This is a genomic window from Yoonia sp. JB2-21 (assembly GCF_055693545.1).
Genome location: NZ_JBVFUC010000001.1, coordinates 3141942 through 3159106, shown reverse-complemented (window position 1 = coordinate 3159106; position 17165 = coordinate 3141942). Strand labels below are relative to the sequence as shown.

Here is a 17165-nt window from a genome sequence, read left to right as displayed (position 1 = left end):
CTCGCGGCGGGGCCTTTTGCTTTGGTATTCCAGTAAGTGGGTCAAAGCCGCGAGGACCAAAACCATGACGTCAAAAACTGATGCGCCGGCATGCTTTTACATAAACCTCGATCGCGCGCCTGTTCGCCGCAGCTATATGCAAGCGATGTTGCAAGCGCACGGCCTTCCGGCAGAACGGATCGCGGCGATCGATGGCGAAGCGCTCGACACTGCGTTTTGCCAAACCGTAAACCCGGCGCAACCTAAGACCAAACCGCTCACCAAGTCAGAGATTGGCTGTTTTCTGAGCCACCGAAAGGCGTGGCAATCTATCGTGGATAGCGGTGTAGAATGGGGCTGTCTGTTTGAGGACGACATATCACTTTCCGCCGACATCGCAGACCTGCTTAGGACCTGCGCTTGGATACCGCCCGACGTCAGAATTATCAGGCTCGAAACCTTCCCCAATAAACATGTCCTCATGTCCAAAGATGGGACACATGTCACCGCGCACCGAGAGTTGCGTGAACTTAGATCATTTTCACTTGGCGCGGCAGGCTACATGCTGCGGACTGATGTGGCGGCCGCGTTAGTTGCCACAACTGAAGTATTTCACAAGCCCGTGGACGTCCTTCTCAACAGCACGAAATTCAACCCGTTATCGGATCTGCGTATTTGGCAAATTTATCCGGCGGTCTGCATTCAGCAAAAAAACAGCAAGATCGACGCCTTCTTGCCCAGTAATGCCGAACCACGCTGCGTTACATATAGTCTGGTCAAACCACGGGTGAATTACAAAGGCTGGCGAAAGAGACTGCATCAAAAAGTAAATAAGATGATCGCAGTTCAAACTCATCGTCGCATGACCCGCCGAGCCGCACAATTGAACAGTACTTGGACCGATATCCCGTTTCGTAAATAGACTCTGAAACAGCGACAAACCTGCACATTTGAACTTTACGCACAAATCGATAGACCTGCGTCATGCCTTACGAATGGACACCCGAACCGCCGCATAAGGACGCCCAGTGGCAGCTTTGCTTGTGGCCCTACAGATCACTGCTGCGCAAAGACTTCGTGATATTCATAGGTGGCACCGCCGTACTGATGTCCCTACCCTTGCTAACACTGCTCGGACAACCCGTGCTTTGGGGCTTGCTGCCGTTCTTTTTGATGATGATCGCTGGAATCTGGTACGCACTGCACGTCAGCTACAAGAGAGGCGAGGTTTTAGAAGAACTTAAAGTGGATGAATCCCGTGCTCACCTGACACGTCACAATCCGAAGGGCGATCTGCAAGTGTGGGAGGCTAACCGCTACTGGGTTACGGTCCACTTGCATCCCAAAGGCGGGCCCGTCGAGAACTACATTACACTCCGCGGGGGTGATCGAGAGGTCGAAATCGGCGCATTTCTGGACGCCGAAGAGCGACTAACACTTTATGATGACCTTAAACGGGCGCTGCGCCCACATGACGGGTGATGGTCCGGCTCTCACCCCAGACGGTCTTTGACCATTGGTCCGGCTTTGCCAAAATCCATGCGACCCGTGAACTTGCCTTTCAAGACACCCATCACTTTGCCCATATCGCGGATACTTTCCGCCCCCACTTCGACAATGGCAGCGTCGACAGCCTTGGCAACGTCGCTCTCACTCAGCTGTTTGGGTAGGAACTCTTCAATGATCTTGATCTCTGCAAGTTCTTTCTCAGCCAACTCAAGCCGCCCACCCTCTTCATAGGCGCGCGCACTTTCCTGCCGCTGCTTTACCATGCGCCCCATGATCGCAAGAATATCATCGTCGGTGACGCCGCTTTCGTCATCGCCCGAACCGCGCGCCGCGATATCTTTGTCTTTGATCGCAGCATTGATAAGCCGCAAGGTAGAAAGACGATCCGCCTCTTTCGAACGCATTGCATCCTTCAAAGCCGCACTGACCCTATCGCGCATGTCCATAAACGTGTCCCGTACAAGTGTCGTCAAACGAACCGGCAACATAGTGTGCCTGCGTCCGCGTGACAAGCACAGGCTCCGCAACGTCAGCCCTTGTTTGCAAGGCACGATCTGGCCTTGACCCTACGGACGGGCCTGCGTACACCCGGCACAATTTGGCATAAGAAGGGATCCGTCATGACGCAGAAACCAACGGCTTGTTTGGCCCTTGCGGATGGGACGATCTTTTATGGCGTCGGTTTTGGTGCCACTGGTGAAACCGTGGCAGAGCTTTGCTTTAATACGGCTATGACCGGATATCAGGAAATCATGACCGATCCGTCATATGCTGGCCAAGTTGTGACCTTCACTTTTCCCCATATCGGCAATACCGGCGTAAACCCCGACGACGATGAAACCGCTGACCCGGTCGCCGAAGGTATGGTTGTCAAATGGGACCCGACCAATGCTTCAAATTGGCGATCGACCGACGAGCTGACAAACTGGTTGCGCAAGCGGAACCGCATCGGCATGGGCGGCGTTGATACCCGTCGCCTGACGCGCGCCATTCGGCAGCAGGGCGCACCTCATGTTGCCTTGGCGCATGATCCAGAAGGCAACTTCGATATCGCAGCGCTTGTTCAAAAAGCACGTGACTTCCCAGGGCTTGAAGGGCTGGACCTTGCCAAAGATGTGACCTGCACACAGTCATATTCGTGGAACGAAATGCGGTGGGCTTGGCCCAAAGGTTATGCGCCCCAAACCAATCCCAAACATAAGGTTGTTGCCGTCGATTTTGGCGCGAAACGCAATATCCTACGCTGCCTTGCGAGTGCCGGATGTGACGTGACGGTTTTGCCGGCCACGGCAACTGCTGAAGAGGTGCTGGCCCTGAACCCCGATGGCGTGTTCCTTTCAAACGGCCCTGGCGATCCGGCAGCCACAGGCGCATATGCCGTGCCAATGATCAAAGGTGTTTTGGACGCGGATTTGCCAGTCTTTGGTATCTGCCTTGGGCATCAGATGCTTGCACTCGCGGTTGGTGCGAAGACCATCAAGATGAACCACGGACACCACGGCGCCAACCACCCCGTCAAAGACATGGAGACAGGCAAGGTCGAGATCACGTCGATGAACCACGGTTTCACGGTCGACAGCCAGACACTTCCTGATGGGGTCGAAGAAACACATGTATCGCTCTTCGATGGCAGCAATTGTGGCATCCGCATCGCAAATCGGCCAGTCTTTAGTGTGCAATACCACCCCGAAGCGAGTCCCGGGCCACAAGACAGCTACTATCTGTTTGAACGCTTCACAAAAGCGATGAGCGCTTAACCTTCGCTTAACGCAATTGGGTCAAATTGCAGCTACGAAGCCGTCAGTTGTGAGTCGACGTGTGAAGGTTTGCTTCGTGCACTTTTTGAAGTGGGCTGCAGTAGGGCTATTCTGCAGCTTCCACCGCCTCTGCATCGAGTTTCAGCCGGGTCACAAAGGCCTCTGAAATGTGATCGCGCAACGCTTTATAGGCGGCGTCTCCGTCACCAGCTTCAATCGCACTGACAATCGCCGCGTGTTCCTCTAGGGTCTCTGCCCCGCGACCCTCGGCGGCAATGGACGTGGTCGCCAACAAGGCCATGGACCGATGAACCAAATCCAATTGCTGCACCAAAAACCGGTTATGCGACGCGAGGTGGATTTGTTTGTGAAACCGCCTGTTGGCACGACTTAGCGCTTTGGGATCATTCGCTAATTTCTGATCAGCGTTGAGCATATCACGCAGCACTTTCACCTCTTCTGGGGTTGCGTGGCGGGCGGCTAAACGTGCTGCCAAACCCTCCAATTCCCCGCGTACTACATAGAGTTCAGAGAGTTGCGAATGATCCAGAGAGGCGACGATTAAGGACCGACCATCTCGCGTCAGCAATGACTGCGTCTCTAACCGCTGCAATGCTTCGCGAATGGGTGTACGCGAAACGCCAAACCGTTCGGCCAATTCACTTTCCACCAGCCGGTCGCCGGGTTTGTAAATGTGACTATCGATCGCCTCGAGGATCAGGGCATAGGCATCCTTATTTGATGCACGCGGATCATTCATCTGTTGTCCCTTTCGTAATCAACGAACCATACGCTTTGGCTTGCCCCGCAATCAAGCCAAAGCGATTGCACCACCGTTTCAACACCCATAATATCCTTGCATGCTGGCCCGACATTTTGCCCATGTGGACACGTGGGTTTTTGATCTTGATAACACCTTGTACCCGCCGTCCGCCGACCTCTTTGGCCAAATGGATGCGCGATTTTCGGCATATGTTGCGCGGCTCACCGGGCTGGACCATGCCCGCGCCTTAAAGCTGTGCGCGGACTACTGGACAACTTATGGGTCCACCTTGACCGGTCTGATGGAACACCACGACGTTGACCCACATCATTTTTTGGCCGATGTTCATGATATTGACCTGTCGCATTTGACGCAGGATGCCGGGCTGAGCGTTGCAATCAGCAACCTGCCCGGGCGCAAGATTGTCTATACCAATGGGTCCAACAGCCATGCCAAACGCGTTCTGGCCGCACGCGGGCTCACGGCTCAGTTTGATGCCGTCTACGGTGTTGAACAGGCCGATTTCAAACCAAAACCAACACATGAGGCATTCACACGGGTCTTTGCCAAAGACGGTGTTGCGCCAACAAAGGCTGCCATGTTTGAGGACGAAGTGCGCAACTTGGCGGTGCCGCACGCTTTGGGTATGCGGACAGTACACGTGCATCAAACGCCAAGCGATCTTGACCACGTGCACCACCATACAGACGATCTTGTAGGTTTCTTGTCGCAGCTGGTCCCGTAACCCTTTCCGCGCAGGTGAAACGGGCCTATGTCTTTGGATATGGGACGGGTTTCAACAGATATCGTTATCGCCGGTGGCGGGGTTGCCGGATTGACCGCTGCGACGGCATTTGGCACCGCTGGGTTTCGCGTGACAATCGTGGACCCGACGCCACCAATCACAACGGGTGACAAAGAAGGCTCCGATCTCCGGACGACCGCGTTTTTGCAACCGGCGCAACAATTTTTGGCAGTCGCTGGTCTTTGGGATCGTCTTGATCCACACGCAACCCCGCTGCAAATTATGCGCATCGTCGATATCGGAACAGACGCCCGTGTCACGCGCGATTTTAACGCCGCGGACATTTCTGACCGTCCTTTCGGGTGGAACCTGCCAAATTGGCTGTTGCGTCGGGAAATGGTCGCCCGACTGGCCGAACTGCCCAATGTGGATTTTCGTTCCGGTGTCGGCTTCAAGACTATGCTGGCGCGCAGCGCCGAAACGATTGTAACGCTCAGCGACGGATCCCAGGTCACTGCAAAGCTGGTGATTGGGGCAGATGGCCGGAGCTCGGCAGTGCGACAAGCATGTGATATCCCCGTGAAAACCACCCACTACGGACAAAAAGCGCTAACCTTTGCAGTCACTCATGCGGCCCCACACGACAATATCTCGACTGAAATTCATCGCTCTGGCGGGCCTTTTACACTTGTTCCCTTACCCGATCATGACGGCACGCCCTGTTCGGCCGTCGTTTGGATGGAAAACGGAGCAGAAGTAACGCGGTTGTCGGCGTTGGATGCGACCGGGTTTGAAGACGCTGCAAATGACCGATCTGCGCTCCTTTATGGTCCGCTAAAGCTGGCTTCCCGTCGCAGCATTTGGCCAATCATCAGCCAAATCGCCCAGAGTATCACCGGTCCGCGCACGGCATTGGTAGCAGAGGCCGCTCATGTCATGCCGCCAATCGGCGCGCAGGGCTTGAACATGTCCCTAACGGATTTGGCGTGCCTGCTGGACCTCGCCACAGGGCAGCCGCAAGAGCTGGGCAGCCCCGCAATGCTGGATCAATACGCCCGCCGCCGCCACCCTGATATCAAACTGCGGGTGCAAGGCATTGATGCACTTAACCGCGCGTCAATAGCTAGTGCACCGGGTTTACAGACATTGCGCAGCAAGGGGATCGAGACGCTTTACGGCATTAGTCCGGTCCGCAAAAAGCTGATGCAAATGGGCCTTGGTGCGCGCTAAAGCACCTTGTCCAATACAGGCACCAAGCGGTCCAGTGTCCCGTCGACATCATAAAGCTTGTCGAGCCCGAACAGCCCCAAGCGGAATGTACGGAAATCATCAGGTTCATCACATTGCAGCGGCACGCCTGCGGCAACCTGCATGCCTTCGGCTGCAAATTTGGACCCATTCTGGATCGCCGGATCATCGGTATAGCTGACAACAACGCCGGGTGCGCCGAAACCCTCAGCCGCGACAGAGCGGATGCCTTTGTCGGCCAGAACCTTGCGTACCGCATTGCCCAAGGCCCATTGCGCATCTTTCAGCTTGTCAAAACCAAAGGCGCGGGTTTCCAACATCGTATCACGGAAAGCGCGCAACCCATCGGTGGGCATGGTGGCATGATAGGCATGGCCGCCATTCAAATAGGCCTGCATGATGCTGTGCCATTTCTTCAAATCGACGGTGAAGGAGTTCGAGGTCGTCTGCTCAAGCCGCGCCACCGCGCGATCAGACATCATCACGAGGCCCGCACATGGTGTCGAAGACCAGCCCTTTTGCGGGGCCGAGATTAGCACATCGACGCCTGTCGCCTTCATATCAACCCAAGCACAGCCGGATGCGATGCAATCCAACACCATCAGCGCGCCCACTTCATGGGCGGCATCGGCCAAGGCTTTAATATAGTCATCCGGCAGGATGATCCCGGCGGAAGTTTCGACATGCGGGGCAAAGACGACATCGGGTTTCGCCTCTTTGATCGCCGCTGTCACGTCTTCGATCGGGGCAGGTGCGAACGGCGCGCGGGTGTCGTTACCGGATTGGCGCGCCTTCATCACGGTTGTTTTCGCCGTGAAATTCCCAGCTTCGAAAATCTGGCTCCACCGATAAGAGAACCACCCATTGCGCACCACGAAAGCGTGGGCATCTGCACCGAACTGGCGCGCGACCGCTTCCATGCCGTAAGTGCCCCCACCGGGGATCAACGCGACATGATCGGCGTTGTAGACTTCACATAGCATCCCCGAAATATCTGTCATCACGCCCTGAAACGCCTTTGACATGTGGTTCAAGGACCGGTCAGTGAAGACTACTGAAAACTCAAGCAGACCATCTGGGTCAACGGGTGAATGTGCGCCATCCATGGGAAATCCTCCATCTTTGGATGGATGGCTACTGTGAGGCGTCCATGAACGCAAAGCCTATCTTGGTATACATTCATACAGATCAGCCAATTCCAGCAGGCCAGATTTCCGATAGGCGTCAAAGCGATGCTTAAATCGGTCCCGGTCTGCGTTCTTCGGACAACAGCACATTCGCTTCCACGTCGCCGACGCCCGGCATCGTCATAATGCGACGGCGTAGGACACGTTCAAAATCGGCCAGATCACGGGCCACAACGCGCAGGCGGTAATCATAGAGGCCAAGCACGTGGTCTACGGTTTGCACCTCGGGGATTGCACCAATGGCCCGTTCAAAATCCTCAAGGCTGACCCGCCCTTTCGTTGCCAGCTTGACCCCCAGAAATACAGTCACGCCAAAGCCAACCTTTTCGGCATCCAAATCCAGCCTGCGCCCTGCAATCACGCCCGCATCCTGCAACCGCTTGATCCGCCGCCATGTGGCAGGCTGGCTGAGCCCCAGTCTTTGGCCCAACTGTTTTGTTGACTGCTCTGCACTGGCGGCCAACGCCCGCAAAATCGCGAAATCCAGATCATCCAAAGTCATATCGGCAGGCTTTCGTCGGCTTTTACACTGGCCACCGTCATCAGTGCCTCGATATCGGCGATATGTGGCAACGGTAGAATCTGTTCACGATAGATGCGTTGATAGTCAGGCAAGTCTTTCGCGATCAGCGACAACCGCACATCGACGCGCCCCAAGAAGGTCTGGATTTCAATAATCTCTGGGACCTGTCGCGCAGCGGCGATAAAATCATCAAACGCGCGCGAAACAGTCTTATCCAGCGTAATCCGTAAACTGACAGACACAGCATAGCCCAAGACGGCCCAGTTGATCACGACGTGGCTGCCCTTCAGCACGCCTTCATCACGCAACCGATCCAACCTACGGATCACCCGCGCGCGGGTTTGCCCGGTGGCATCCGCCAAATCTGGCACACCGCGCGAAGGGTCTGTCTGTAACAGGCGCAATAACCGGCGATCAACATCATCAAGCATGAAAACACGACTATTTTATTATTTTGCGCATAACAATCATCAATACTGCAAATATTTTCGCCAACCAACACTCACATCTGATCAGACAGACGCTATAACGCATCCCAGAAACCAACCAAAGGAATGCCAACATGCGCGTTTATTATGATCGCGATTGCGATGTGAACCTGATCAAAGACAAAAAAGTCGCCATCCTCGGCTATGGCTCTCAGGGCCACGCCCATGCCCTGAACCTGCGCGACAGCGGTGCCAAGAACCTTGTCGTGGCGCTGCGCGAAGGCTCGCCTTCTGCTGCCAAAGCCGAAGGCGAAGGCCTGAAGGTAATGGGTATCGCGGAAGCCGCTGCATGGTGCGATGTGATCATGTTCACCATGCCCGATGAATTGCAGGCAGAGACATATAAGAAATATGTCCATGACAATATCAAAGAAGGCTCTGCCATTGCCTTCGCCCACGGATTGAACGTGCACTTCGGCCTGATCGAGCCCAAGCCCGGCGTTGACGTGATCATGATGGCGCCAAAGGGGCCCGGTCACACAGTGCGCGGCGAATACACCAAAGGTGGCGGCGTGCCTTGCCTTGTGGCTGTGGACCGCGACGAAAGCGGCAAGGCGATGGAAATCGGCCTATCCTATTGTTCTGCCATCGGTGGCGGGCGTTCCGGCATCATCGAAACCAACTTCCGTCAGGAATGCGAAACTGACCTCTTTGGTGAGCAGGCCGTTCTGTGCGGTGGTATTGTTGAACTGATCCGCATGGGTTTCGAAACACTGGTCGAGGCCGGTTACGAGCCGGAAATGGCTTACTTCGAATGCCTGCACGAGACCAAGCTGATTGTTGACCTGATCTATGAAGGTGGCATTGCGAACATGAACTACTCCATCTCGAACACGGCTGAGTATGGTGAATATGTATCTGGCCCGCGCATCCTGCCTTATGATGAAACCAAGAAGCGGATGAAGGACGTTCTCACCGACATCCAGACGGGCAAGTTTGTGCGTGACTTCATGCAGGAAAATGCCGTTGGTCAGCCATATTTTAAGGCGACACGCCGTATCAATGATGAGCACGAGATCGAACAGGTTGGCGAAAAGCTGCGCGCGATGATGCCATGGATCTCCGCAGGCAAAATGGTCGATAAAGCAAAGAACTGATCAACAGGTAAGGTGGATCATGATCCACCTTACGACAAAGGGCATCCGGCCCCGGGTGCCCCTATACGTTTGGGAATGCTGCAGCAAAAGATTTCTGGCTGCTGCGACTAAACAACAAGGCACGGCTATCCTTGTCCCGGCGCACCCATGAAAGCGTTTCCATCCGCGCCAACATCGCCCGGCCCAGTGATCCGGCCAAATGCGTGCGCCGTTCGCTCCAATCCAGACAACTGCGACACAGCGGCGCGCGAGCTGCCATCAGGGGATCAAGACTGACGCTGAAGTCGCCGATAAACACTTCACCCCGCGGGGTTAATCCAAGGTCTTCGCCTTTCTCCCAAATCAACCCACGGTTCAGCATGCTCGTGAACATCTGCACGCCCATTTGACCAGCAAGATGATTGTAACAGACCCGCGCCTGACGCATGGGCGCATCTTTTGGGCCGGTGCGTGTACGTGTGGCACCATGGCTTGCCGCTAACCCCATCAGCGCTTCGATTGTGGTCGCAACGTCAGCATGGGCCAGTGCAAAGTACTTATGTCGCCCTTGCTTGCGCATTTGCAGCAGCTGGCCGCCCATCAGCTTTGCCAGATGTGTGCTGGCCGTTTGAACGGTAATCCCAGCCTCTCCGGCCAATTCGGTAACGGTCAGCGCCTTGCCGGTCATTAGTGCCGTCAGCATATTTGCCCGTGCTGGATCACCGATCAACGTCGCGACTCGTGCAATATCTGGTCCTTCTCGCATAGTTCGACCATAACCGAAGCATTAGACCCAAGCAATCAGATAGGCAAATGGCAGTTACACTCAACAAGGACATGTCAAATGCTGACCTGTATTATCCGATACCAAATAGACCCCACCCAAACAGACAAATTCATCACCTATGCGCAGAATTGGGGACAAGCCATTCCGCGCAATGGCGCTGATCTGATCGGGTATTTTGCACCACACGAAGGGTCATCCACCCTCGCTTACGGCATCTACAATGTGTCATCACTCGCCGCCTATGAGCAGTACCGCGAAAGGCTGGCAGCAGATCCGATAGGTCGAAAGAACTATGCATTCGCGCAGAAAAACAAGTTCATCATGCGGGAAGACCGCACATTTCTGCGCTGTGTCTCAACCCCGCATAAGGTACCCGCATGATCGCCGTCATCTTTGAAGTACAGCCAGCCGAGGGCCAAACTGGTCTTGTCGCGTTTACATTCCGGTCTCTCAGTTCATTTATGCAGCCTTTCGTTCGAAGGCCAAGGGGCTTTTGCCACCTAATGACGAGTGTCGGCGTCGTGGATTGTAGAAGCCATTAATATACTGAAATATAGCACCTTCTGCTTGGCGTCTGGTTTCCCAACGGTTGCGCCAAATCAGCTCTGCCTTGAGTGATTTGAAGAACGTCTCAACCATGGAATTGTCGTAACAATTGCCTTTTCCGCTCATTGATACCTCGAAGCCATGTTTGGACAACCGTTTCTGATAGTCGCCTGAACAATATTGCGACCCGCGATCCGTGTGATGGATGCAGCCCTTAGGGGGCTGTCGCAGCGCCACAGCCATACCCAATGCCCGGATCGCCAGATCCCGCTTCATACGATTGCTGACCGCCCAACCGATGACGCGACGGGAGTACAGGTCGAGAATGATCGCCAGATACAGCCAGCCCTCACTGGTCCAGATATATGAAATGTCGCCAGCCCACTTTTGGTTTGGACCATCAGTAGAGAAATCCTGATCCAACAAGTTTGGAGCGATATTGAAAGCATGATTGCTGTCTGTCGTGGCCTTGAATTTACGAGTTCTCACAATTTTTATGCCATTGTCCCGCATCAAGCGCCCCACACGTCGGTGGCCTACTTCTAGCCCTAGTTCCTGTAACTCTTCAGTCATCCGGGGGCGGCCGTAGCTTTGCAGGCTGAGGCGATGCTGGTCACGAATATGAGCTAAGATCACCATATCATCGCGCTGTCGCTGGCACATTGGGCGGACGCGCCAAGCACGATACCCACGTGCTGTGACCCGCATAACGCGGCACAGAAACTCAATCGGCCATTCTTCTCTCCAGGTGTCGATGAAGGCGAACCTCACCGACTTTGGCCTGCAAAGAAGATCGCCGCTTTTTTAACACTTCCCTCTCCTCTCGCAGCAGGCGGACTTCCTTGCGAAGCCGCTCGTTCTCCCGTTCCACATCTTCATGAGGGCCCGACATCAAATCATCATGCTGGTGTTTCTGAACCCACTTGTTCAGCGTCGAAAGCCCAACGCCCAAATCAGATGAAACCTGAGGCCGCGTTAGGCCACTGGTCATTGCGATGCGCACTGCATCACGTCGAAACTCGTCAGTGTATCTCGTTGCCATTCCTTGTCTCCTTCATAGCAAACATTGCTCGAAAGAGACCGGAACTAAACCGTGACAAGACCAAACCAATGCCTACCTTGCTCATGCAGCGGCGTTGCGACCTCAACTCGATACGCAACCGGGCTTCATCACGGTTGAGCGGTTTCGCAGCCTCGTCGATCCCGGCAAGATGCTATCACTGTCGTTCTTTCAAGACGAAGCAGCCGTCGCGACTTGGCGCAATACGCAGCACCACCGCAGCACACAAACGGCGGGTCGCGGCGGTATATTTGCAGACTATCGCCTGCGTATAGCAGATGTTTGTCGGGACTATGGCTTGCATGATCGCGCGCAAGCGCCCAAAGACAGCAGGCTGCATCACGGCTGAGTATAAGGATCAAAATGACAACCCAACCAACCCCCGCAAACTGGCTTTCTATCGCAGCTCTTGGGTTGATCTGGGGGGCGACCTTTATGGTCGTTGCGATCGCGCTTGAGGGGTATGGTCCGCTCACGGTCGCGGGCGCGCGGACCACTTTGGGCGCAATCGCACTGGTGGCGCTGATGGCGGTGCTACAACGACCGTTACCTAACTTCACACCCCGAATGTGCCGGTACCTCATTTTGATCGGGCTTCTGAATACGGCACTACCGTTCGCGCTGCTGAGTTGGGGGCAACAGTTTGTGCCGTCAGCTTTCGCTGGTATCTCAATGGCTGCATTGCCGCTTTTCGTCTTACCGCTGGCACATGTCTTTACCGACGAAAAAATGAGTTTTCGCAATACCTTGGGCGTCATTCTTGGTTTTATCGGTGCGACAGTTCTGATTGGCCCCGGCGTTCTTGCAATTGGCACGGGTATGGAACCGCTGGGTCAGCTGGCCTGTATCGGTGCATCAATTTCTTATGCAGTCTCTAGCATAATGACGCGCCGGTGCCCGCCGATTGATCCGATTACGATGGCTGCGCTATTGCTGACCGTAGGCTCGGTTGCATTGATCCCGGCCATGCTCTGGCTCGAAGGGATCCCGGCGGTGGGCGAAATGCGCCCGACCATCGCCATTGTCGTTTTGGGTTTTGTTCCAACTGCTTTGGCTGCACTGATCCGGGTGGCAACAATCCGGTCCGCCGGGGCGATCTTCATGACATTGGTCAATTATCAGGTCCCGCTATGGTCCATGATATTTGGTGCATGGATCCTTAGCGAAGTCTTACCACTGCGGTTTTTTATTGCCCTCGGGCTGATTATGCTTGGGCTCGTCATCAGCCAATGGGGCGGCCTCAAGAAACTGTTCCGCCGCGCGCATTAAGTACGATTTTCTTCTAATTGTAGCCACATTGGACGACCACTCCGGTCGCAACGCTACCCAGGAGATTTCAATGCGGACTATTTTCATCGGCTTATTTGCGGCCTTCCTTACGACCACTATGGGCACTCAGGCCGAAGCACGCGGCAGCTATAGCACGACGCAGAGCATGCTGTTTGTGAGTGAAACCGAGTTGACTGATGCCGACGGACCTTTGGCCCTATGCCACCTTGTCACCACCCGCGCGGTGATCTTTGTGAACTTTTGGCGCACGTTGGACGGCTATGCTCTTGCCGGTGAAAATTGCCAAACAGACCAATATTACGACATGAGCGCGGCTGATGTGATTGACGCGCAAGCGGCAGGTATGATCCCCGAGGGCATCCCGGCAGAGCCGAAACTCGCGATTGGCAAACTGGCTGAAGGCTTTTGGGGGCTTGGCGCATTGGCTATATTGCTCGCCGTTGCGGGCGCCAAGGCGCTGAATGTACGCCGTCGTACCGCCAAGCGGATGGCGATGGTGTCGCATGCATCGCCAGCCGCCAAAGCCATTCTCGATGCAATGTGCCACGCCGCCAAGGCAGATGGCTACATTGCACCGTCCGAAATCGGCACGATTCAGAGCGTCGCGCAAGAGTTGACGGGTGAAAGCATCTCGCTGGAAATGGTGCAGGAAATGGCGCAACTGGCCGAAGAAAAGGTCGAAACCAAAGGATTCTTACGCCTTGCCAATGGCCGCACCAAGCTCGAGCAGCTGGACATGATGCGTGCGGTACTCATGGTTATTGCGTCCGATGGACGGCTTGACGGCAGGGAAAAGGCTTTCGTCGGCGGGCTGGCCCAAGCCATGAAGATGGATGGCGGCACAGTCTCGGCGCTACTGCAAGAAGTTGTCAGTAGTGGCGCGGGCGAACCTGCGCCCGTTTAGACATTAGACTGCAGCTTCCACCTCGGCGACGATCTCATCGACGACCTGTGCAAGCAGGTCGTCGTCTTCACATTCGGCCATCACGCGGATCAGGGGCTCAGTCCCCGACTTGCGGATCAGCAACCGCCCCCTGCCAACCAGCTTAGCCTCCGCATCCGCGATGGATTTCTTTACCTGATCAGCGCCCAAAGGATCCTGCCCCGCCGCATAACGCACGTTCTTGAGCATCTGCGGCACAGTTTCAAAGTTTCGAGTGAGCGCACTTGCTGGCTGACCCGTCTCGATCATTGCAGCGAGGAATTGCAGGCCCGCCAAAAGACCATCACCGGTCGTTGCATAGTCGGTCATCACAATATGGCCCGACTGTTCTCCGCCCAAATTCCAACCACCCGCGCGCATCGCCTCGACAACATAGCGGTCGCCGACAGCCGTGCGTTCCAACCGTAGCCCCCGGTTATCCAGATACCGCTCAAGGCCTAGGTTGGACATCACTGTCGCTACCAAAGTACCGCCTCTGAGGCGCTCCTGATCAGCCCAACGTCCGGCCATGAGCGCCATCAGCTGATCACCGTCAGCGACTTGACCATTCTCATCGAGGATCATCACGCGATCCGCATCGCCATCAAGGCAAATACCCACATGCGCCCCTTCGCGCTGGATCGCGGATGCAGCGGCAGACGGATCAGTTGACCCGCACCCATCATTGATGTTGAAGCCATCCGGACTGACACCCACTGGGATCACTGTCGCACCGAGTTCCCACAAGACCTCGGGCGCGACACGGTGCGCTGCGCCATTTGCGCAATCGACAACGACCTTCAGCCCGTCAAGGCGCATATCGGCGGGAAAAGTTGACTTGATCCGCTCTGCATAACGAAATCGTCCATCATCAATCCGCTTTGCACGACCGATGTTCTGCGCCTTTGCGGGTTCAATCTCGCTTGCGATAAGCGCTTCAATCTCCGCTTCCGCCTCATCTGACAGTTTAAAGCCGTCAGGGCCAAAGAACTTGATCCCGTTGTCATGATGCGGATTATGACTTGCCGAGATCATGATGCCCAAATCGGCACGCATCGAAGTCGTCAGCAGACCAACCGCAGGCGTTGGGACAGGCCCCAACAAAAGGACGTTCATACCGGTGCTGGTCAAACCTGCGGTCAGCGCATTTTCGAACATGTACCCCGACAGGCGCGTATCTTTTCCGATGACCACACGATGCCCATTGGAACCATCGTTGCGAAAGTACCGCCCCGCCGCTGCGCCAATCTTAAGCGCCATGTCAGCGGTCATCGGATGGGTGTTCGCCTTGCCGCGCACACCATCTGTGCCAAAGAGTTTACGTGTCATGTGATTGCTGCCCCACCGATTGCCCATTCCAAGTCTAACGCTTGTTTCGTCTCGAATATATCGTGGACGCGGAGGATTTGCACGCCCCGCCTTGCCGCAAAAAGTGCAACAGCTACAGATCCGCTTACCCGGTCGCTGGCACCGGCCCCGCCCCCGATCTCACCAATGAACTGCTTGCGGGATGCGCCCAGCAAGATGGGACAGCCCAACCCATGAAAAATCGCAATACCGCGCAGCAGGACCAGATTGTGTTCGACCGTCTTGCCAAAACCAATGCCGGGATCAATCACGATCTGGTCGCGCGGAATACCCGCGGCCACTGCAGCCTCGACCCGATCGCGCAGGAAATCGTAAACATCCAGCAGAACATCATCATAGGTCGGATCCTGCTGCATGGTCTCAGGAGAGCCTTGGGCATGCATGATACAGACCGGCACCTTGGCCTCGGCTGCGACATCTGCAAGCGCAGGATCAAATGTAAATGCAGCCACATCGTTCACAAGCGAGGCACCAGCCTCCAACGCTGCAGACCCAACCGCAGACTTGCGGGTATCAATCGAAATGGGAACTGCACTTTGCTTTCGAATGGCGGCGATCACGGGTGCCGTGCGGTTGATCTCTTCGTCGATCTGAACCTCTTGGGCACCGGGGCGTGTGCTCTCGCCACCGACATCAATAATCGCGGCACCCGCAGTTTGCATTGACAAGGCATGCTCTAGCGCGCGTTCAGGCGCACCGAATTGTCCGCCGTCAGAAAAACTGTCGGGCGTCACGTTTAAGATACCCATGATCCTTGGTGCCGTCATTTCCAGCCCGGCAATCGGGGCGCGGGCGGATACCAGCTTGCCAAGAGTATCTTCAGGAACTTCGCTTGCAGAAATTGCGTGCATCCCGCCGCCGCGCTCATGAACGGCAACCGTATCGAACCAGCATAGTCCACCCGCAAGTGGAAAGCTTCCTCGTGTCGGCGTTTCTCCAAAGCGCGCAACGGGGCGGAAATACTCTGTCATAACAGGACTTTGCTATCTGCCTTGATCGCACGTACTGGGATACTTGCAATTGGGGCTGGTGCACCGATGACCATTAGCTCTTTGGCTTCAATGTCAGCGGCGAACCATGCAACCAACGCGACCGCGTCACGAGGGCTTGCAGAAGGACCGTCCACCGCATCAAGCACGATCTTGGATGGCGCCCAGATGCAAATCTGATCGTTCTTCATCGCCCAGTCCAATTCGGTACGCGTCCCTACAACCTTGCAGCGTCGGTCGCGTGCAGCCAAACACCATGCGTTTTGCTCAATGGCAAGTAGATCAATGCGACGTTGTGCCATCGCATTGCCTGCCTGTGGTGCCGCAACGTCCGAAGGGCCGACACAAAGGATCAGCGGGGCATCCATCGCAGCCAGCTGGTCAATCCACGCTGTCAAATGCGGGGCGACAACCGCGTCATTGGACAGATAGACCATCCGGGGATGCGGCGCTTCAACATGTTCTTGCCCGGCAAGATCAACGCCATCACGCGAACGTACAATCTCAACCCCGAGCGAAAATGGGCCACGGTCGAGCTTTTCTATGCGTACAAAGACGCGCTCTGCCTGCGGCTCCAGCAAAATACGTTCGGCGACACGTGCGGCCAATGTCTCGAGCAGGTTGATCCTTTCAGCATCCAACTCAACGCTGATCGCCTCGGTAACCTTGTCATAGGACAAGATGCGATCAACATCGTCATCAATCGGCCCGCTTAGCGGCAAAACCTCAACAACCACATTGAACCGAACACGTTGCAACGTGCCCCGTTCTTGTTGAAAGGCCCCAATTTCAACTTCTACGATGTAATCGCGCAAAGAAATACGATCGCAAGGCGTTTGGCTGCTGGCTTCTGCGCGCTCACTTGGATGGGCGAAAGCAAGGCGAATGTCATCGGTCATGGGGCGTCCATCGCAAGATCATTTCCCCT

The 17165-nt window shown here is 55.4% G+C and carries 19 protein-coding genes and 1 pseudogene; 10 read left to right on the top strand and 10 right to left on the bottom strand.

Translation table 11 applies throughout. The features are described 5' to 3' along the window. The first annotated feature begins 64 nt into the window (after positions 1-64). Both ACZ1G5_RS15970 and ACZ1G5_RS15965 read left to right on the top strand, forming a co-directional pair. Positions 65-901, top strand: coding sequence for a glycosyltransferase family 25 protein (locus tag ACZ1G5_RS15970; protein WP_472733780.1), 837 nt, complete (start codon positions 65-67; stop codon positions 899-901). A gap of 62 nt (positions 902-963) precedes the next feature. After that, the gene (locus tag ACZ1G5_RS15965) at positions 964-1461 is read left to right on the top strand and encodes a DUF2244 domain-containing protein (protein WP_472733779.1); all 498 of its coding nucleotides are present in this window, start codon (positions 964-966) and stop codon (positions 1459-1461) included. Positions 1462-1472: 11 nt separating this feature from the next. Here ACZ1G5_RS15965 and ACZ1G5_RS15960 read toward each other — a convergent pair whose 3' ends face one another. After that, the gene (locus tag ACZ1G5_RS15960; protein ID WP_472733778.1) at positions 1473-1934 is read right to left on the bottom strand and encodes a GatB/YqeY domain-containing protein; all 462 of its coding nucleotides are present in this window, start codon (positions 1932-1934) and stop codon (positions 1473-1475) included. 174 nt (positions 1935-2108) lie between these two features. On the opposite strand from ACZ1G5_RS15960, the gene carA reads away from it, so the two are divergent. Then, a complete protein-coding gene (gene carA, locus ACZ1G5_RS15955) occupies positions 2109-3245 on the top strand; it encodes a glutamine-hydrolyzing carbamoyl-phosphate synthase small subunit (protein ID WP_472733777.1) in 1137 nt (378 codons plus the stop codon). A 106-nt stretch (positions 3246-3351) separates the two neighbouring features. Here carA and ACZ1G5_RS15950 read toward each other — a convergent pair whose 3' ends face one another. After that, positions 3352-4005, bottom strand: a complete 654-nt coding sequence (locus tag ACZ1G5_RS15950) for a GntR family transcriptional regulator (protein WP_472733776.1) — start codon at positions 4003-4005, stop codon at positions 3352-3354. Positions 4006-4105: 100 nt separating this feature from the next. Between ACZ1G5_RS15950 and ACZ1G5_RS15945 the strand changes: the two genes are divergently transcribed. Then, positions 4106-4753 (top strand): pyrimidine 5'-nucleotidase, encoded by a 648-nt coding sequence (locus ACZ1G5_RS15945; RefSeq protein WP_472733775.1) that lies wholly within the window; start codon positions 4106-4108, stop codon positions 4751-4753. Between the two features lie 39 nt (positions 4754-4792). After that, positions 4793-5983 (top strand): UbiH/UbiF family hydroxylase, encoded by a 1191-nt coding sequence (locus ACZ1G5_RS15940; protein WP_472733774.1) that lies wholly within the window; start codon positions 4793-4795, stop codon positions 5981-5983. Here the strand turns inward: ACZ1G5_RS15940 and ACZ1G5_RS15935 are convergent. From ACZ1G5_RS15935 to ACZ1G5_RS15925, 3 genes are all read right to left on the bottom strand, one after another. Next, a complete protein-coding gene (locus ACZ1G5_RS15935; RefSeq protein ID WP_472733773.1) occupies positions 5980-7107 on the bottom strand; it encodes an aminotransferase class V-fold PLP-dependent enzyme in 1128 nt (375 codons plus the stop codon). The two genes, ACZ1G5_RS15940 and ACZ1G5_RS15935, sit on opposite strands and share 4 nt — an antisense overlap. Before the next feature lie 130 nt (positions 7108-7237). Next, the gene (locus tag ACZ1G5_RS15930) at positions 7238-7690 is read right to left on the bottom strand and encodes an Lrp/AsnC family transcriptional regulator (RefSeq protein WP_472733772.1); all 453 of its coding nucleotides are present in this window, start codon (positions 7688-7690) and stop codon (positions 7238-7240) included. Then, the gene (locus tag ACZ1G5_RS15925) at positions 7687-8142 is read right to left on the bottom strand and encodes an Lrp/AsnC family transcriptional regulator (protein ID WP_472733771.1); all 456 of its coding nucleotides are present in this window, start codon (positions 8140-8142) and stop codon (positions 7687-7689) included. Before ACZ1G5_RS15925 ends, ACZ1G5_RS15930 begins: the two co-directional genes overlap by 4 nt. A gap of 131 nt (positions 8143-8273) precedes the next feature. On the opposite strand from ACZ1G5_RS15925, the gene ilvC reads away from it, so the two are divergent. Next, positions 8274-9296 carry a ketol-acid reductoisomerase gene (ilvC, locus tag ACZ1G5_RS15920; RefSeq protein ID WP_008234219.1) on the top strand — a complete coding sequence of 341 codons (1023 nt, stop codon included), beginning with the start codon at positions 8274-8276 and terminating at the stop codon, positions 9294-9296. Between the two features lie 61 nt (positions 9297-9357). Here ilvC and ACZ1G5_RS15915 read toward each other — a convergent pair whose 3' ends face one another. After that, positions 9358-10041, bottom strand: a complete 684-nt coding sequence (locus ACZ1G5_RS15915) for an ArsR/SmtB family transcription factor (protein ID WP_472733770.1) — start codon at positions 10039-10041, stop codon at positions 9358-9360. Between the two features lie 78 nt (positions 10042-10119). Here ACZ1G5_RS15915 and ACZ1G5_RS15910 point away from each other — a divergent pair, with 78 nt between their 5' ends. Next, positions 10120-10443 (top strand): NIPSNAP family protein, encoded by a 324-nt coding sequence (locus ACZ1G5_RS15910; protein WP_472733769.1) that lies wholly within the window; start codon positions 10120-10122, stop codon positions 10441-10443. Between the two features lie 78 nt (positions 10444-10521). Here ACZ1G5_RS15910 and ACZ1G5_RS15905 read toward each other — a convergent pair. Then, positions 10522-11650 (bottom strand): IS3 family transposase gene (locus tag ACZ1G5_RS15905; RefSeq protein WP_472733768.1). Its coding sequence is split into 2 segments (ribosomal slippage): positions 10522-11401 and positions 11400-11650, totalling 1131 coding nucleotides; the frame shifts between segments, so codons are not numbered across the junction. Positions 11651-11717: 67 nt separating this feature from the next. Between ACZ1G5_RS15905 and ACZ1G5_RS15900 the strand changes: the two are divergent. The 3 genes and pseudogenes from ACZ1G5_RS15900 to ACZ1G5_RS15890 form a co-directional block, all read left to right on the top strand. Then, positions 11718-12017, top strand: a pseudogene (locus tag ACZ1G5_RS15900) (antibiotic biosynthesis monooxygenase family protein); the annotation flags it as partial. Between the two features lie 14 nt (positions 12018-12031). Continuing rightward, positions 12032-12937 carry a DMT family transporter gene (locus tag ACZ1G5_RS15895; protein WP_472733767.1) on the top strand — a complete coding sequence of 302 codons (906 nt, stop codon included), beginning with the start codon at positions 12032-12034 and terminating at the stop codon, positions 12935-12937. A gap of 70 nt (positions 12938-13007) precedes the next feature. Further along, entirely contained in the window at positions 13008-13862 is an 855-nt protein-coding gene (locus ACZ1G5_RS15890; RefSeq protein ID WP_472733766.1) for a tellurite resistance TerB family protein, read from the top strand. Positions 13863-13865: 3 nt separating this feature from the next. On the opposite strand, the gene glmM is transcribed toward ACZ1G5_RS15890, so the two are convergent. The 3 genes from glmM to ACZ1G5_RS15875 are packed head-to-tail and all read right to left on the bottom strand — an operon-like array spanning position 13866 to position 17136. Next, positions 13866-15209 (bottom strand): phosphoglucosamine mutase, encoded by a 1344-nt coding sequence (gene glmM / locus ACZ1G5_RS15885; protein WP_472733765.1) that lies wholly within the window; start codon positions 15207-15209, stop codon positions 13866-13868. After that, positions 15206-16219, bottom strand: a complete 1014-nt coding sequence (gene folP, locus ACZ1G5_RS15880) for a dihydropteroate synthase (RefSeq protein ID WP_472733764.1) — start codon at positions 16217-16219, stop codon at positions 15206-15208. Before folP ends, glmM begins: the two co-directional genes overlap by 4 nt. Further along, positions 16216-17136, bottom strand: a complete 921-nt coding sequence (locus ACZ1G5_RS15875; RefSeq protein WP_472733763.1) for a dihydroneopterin aldolase — start codon at positions 17134-17136, stop codon at positions 16216-16218. The genes folP and ACZ1G5_RS15875 overlap by 4 nt, the downstream gene beginning before the upstream one ends. Positions 17137-17165: the final 29 nt, after the last annotated feature.